This window comes from Candidatus Magnetobacterium casense (genome assembly GCF_019173545.1).
GTDB lineage: Bacteria > Nitrospirota > Thermodesulfovibrionia > Thermodesulfovibrionales > Magnetobacteriaceae > Magnetobacterium > Magnetobacterium cryptolimnobacter.
The window spans coordinates 1-2,749 of the sequence record NZ_JABXWD010000422.1 but is presented as its reverse complement, the minus strand read 5'-3'; the positions used below and the strand labels follow the sequence as shown (position 1 = coordinate 2,749).

Sequence of the window (2,749 nt, the reverse complement as noted above, 5' to 3'; positions counted from 1 at the left end):
GAAGGATTATCTGCGCCACAGGATAGGGAAACTCTATGCCCTTGAGGATATCATATCCGATCTGAGAGTGGTCCTTAATGAGGTCAAACTCGTGTGGCTTGAGTCTGCCGGGTTTGCTGAGGATTTCGGAGGGGATCGTGAGTTTGCCGATGTCGTGTATGATGGCGGCCAACTTGATGCACTCCGTCTGGCTTTGTGGCAGGTGCATCTCATGCGCAATGGCACAGGACAGATCGGCAACCCTGCGTTGATGACCGGCCGTGTAGGGGTCCCTTGCCTCAACCGCCGCAGCCATTGCATGTGTTACGGCCTCCGTGAGTTTGCGCAGCCTCTCTACCGTGACCTCAAGCACAACCATGTCCCTGTATGAGCGCAGCGCAGAGGCTACCACCGTGTACAGCCTGTGCATGGTCAGCTCACCTTTTTCCTTGTAATCATTGATGTCATAGTTGACAACCACATCCACCTCCGGTGCAAGACCAGGCTGTCCGGTGTAGAGGATGATCCTGACGGTTTTGTTTTTTAAGCCCTCCCGAATGTGTCTCACCAGCAACAGACCGGCATCATCACGCTCCATCACTACATCCAGGAAAATCAACGCTATATCAGTATGCCGGCTCATCAATCCGGCAGCCTCATCGGCAGAGCGGGCACAGATAAAATCCAACCTCCTGCCATCAAAAGAGAATTCCGCCAACCCTATCTTTATGGCCCTGTGTATCTCCAGGTCATCATCTGCAATCATGACCTTCCAGCGGTTGTCCTCATCGGTACCTGCATCAATACCGTCGCCTTCACTGTCCTCGTAAAATACTAAATCTTCATCCTCTGACACAACACCACCCCTCCATTGTTACTTTATCGCTAATGTCAAGTTAAAAGTAGTTCCCTGTCCCTCAGCGCTCTCACAGTCAATTGTGCCACCTAACGTCTGGTGAATAATGTTATAAACGATGTGCAGACCCAGACCGCTGCTGCCACCATACCTGTTTGTTGTAAAGAAGGGGTCAAATATCTTGTTTACATATTCCCCCGCAATTCCCTTGCCGTCATCCTTGTATATTAACGATATCCTGTCCGCATCTTTAGAGACATCTATCCTGATAGTACCACTGCTATTCTTATCATAGGCGTGTGTCAGGGAGTTCATTAACAGATTGATTATCACCTGCCCAAATGCCCCGGGATAACTGGTAATATTTATGTCATCAGGGCAATTTACCTCTATTTTATGATTACCCTTAACCTTTGGTTTCATGCTTAATATAATATCGTTAATGTATGATTTTACATTAAACTCTCGCTTGTCCTGTGTTATCTGGTCTACGGACACCATCTTGAAACTCCTGATCAGCTCACTGGTACGCAGCAGGTTTCTCAAGACAAGGTCGGCATCTTCGCTGACTTTTTCAAGGTAATCCTGTAGGTCTCGTTTTTTTATTTTACTGTTATCAAAGGCCGATGTGATATTTTTTGTTATCTCTGCCATATGCGAAGAGACAATAATAGCCGCCCCCACGGGTGTATTTATTTCGTGTGCCACCCCCGCAACCAGTTGGCCCAGAGAGGCCATCTTTTCCGACTGTATCAGTTGTGCCTGTGTTGCCTTGAGATGTTGCAGGGTCTGTGACAGTTCCCTGGTTCGCTCTTCGACCATGACCTCAAGGTGGGTTCTGTACAGTTGCAGCTCCTGTTCGTGTCTCAGACGCTCAGTGATGTCCCTCCCTACCACGACGACATAGGCCTTGTTGTCAAAGTCAACCACCCGCACGTTTATTTCAACAGAGACCTTGCTCTTGTCTCTTTTGATCATGGCAGTTATGCTTCTCTCATTGAGGGTATCGTTAATTGGCAGGATTTCGTCAATCGCCATGCCTATGAGTTCATCCCTGCCATAGCCCAGCAGCAGGGCGGCATACTCGTTTACGTCGGAGACCTTGCCGCTGTCCTTTTCCAGCAGGAGGATGGCATCCCGGGTTTGATCGAGGAGTGATTTAAACCTGTTTAGCTCTGCGAGTTTGCGCTGAAGCTCCGGGTAATAACTCTTCTTGCTGGGCTGGTGTCCAAGCCCCAGTATCTTTTCACGCACCGAGTCCCAATCACTGGAGTCTGTAAAGAGTGCCTCGGAGGACTCGTTGATGGTCTTGTCAGGTCGCTTCTTCATAGAGTACCTCAATGTCCCTTACATTTTGGGGTCTTCTGGGATTGGTTATCATGCAGGCGTCTTTAAATGCGTTTTTGGCAAGAGCAGGGATGTCGGAGATGGCAACCCCTTTTTTACTAAGCCCCTTGGTAATGTTCAGTCTGTCTGAGAGGTAGTCAATCCTGTTTATGATGGCGTTTTTTTGTTGTTGCATGGTCATGCCATGCAGATCAAGCCCCATTTGTTTTCCTACCTCTATGTATCGCTCTGCGGTTTCGTTGAAGTTGAAGTCTACGACATGCCTCAGCAGCATACAATTGCACTCGCCATGTGGGAGGTCCAGCAGGCCCCCAAGGCTGTGTGCCATTGCATGAACCCCGCCCAGGCACGCATTGGAAAACGCCAGACCGGCCTCAAGACTGCCAAACATTATCCTGGAACGCAACTCTATATTGCCGGGATTTTCGACGGACTCTATCAGGTTATCGTTAATCGTCCTGATTGCCGCCAGTGCATGCACGTCCGTAAAGGGAGAACTGCCCAGGGAGACAAATGCCTCGATGGCGTGAATCATGGCGTCCATCCCCGTACAGGCTGCCAGGTAGG

At 49.4% G+C, this 2,749-nt stretch carries 2 protein-coding genes and 1 pseudogene; all 3 read right to left on the bottom strand.

From position 1 onward, the window contains the following. On the bottom strand, window positions 1-835 hold an 835-nt coding region (locus HWQ67_RS20280; RefSeq protein ID WP_218253645.1), incomplete at its 3' end, for an HD-GYP domain-containing protein. Window positions 836-853: 18 nt separating this feature from the next. Next, the gene (locus HWQ67_RS15785; protein WP_218253644.1) at window positions 854-2,164 is read right to left on the bottom strand and encodes a sensor histidine kinase; all 1,311 of its coding nucleotides are present in this window, start codon (window positions 2,162-2,164) and stop codon (window positions 854-856) included. Then, window positions 2,148-2,749: pseudogene (locus HWQ67_RS15780) on the bottom strand (iron-containing alcohol dehydrogenase); the annotation flags it as partial. The pseudogene HWQ67_RS15780 and the gene HWQ67_RS15785, both read right to left, overlap by 17 nt.

Bases quoted from the DNA above. Each gene is read 5' to 3' on its own strand.
- HWQ67_RS15785 (WP_218253644.1), bottom strand. From the start codon at position 2,164: ATGAAGAAGCGACCTGACAAGACCATCAACGAGTCCTCCGAGGCACTC.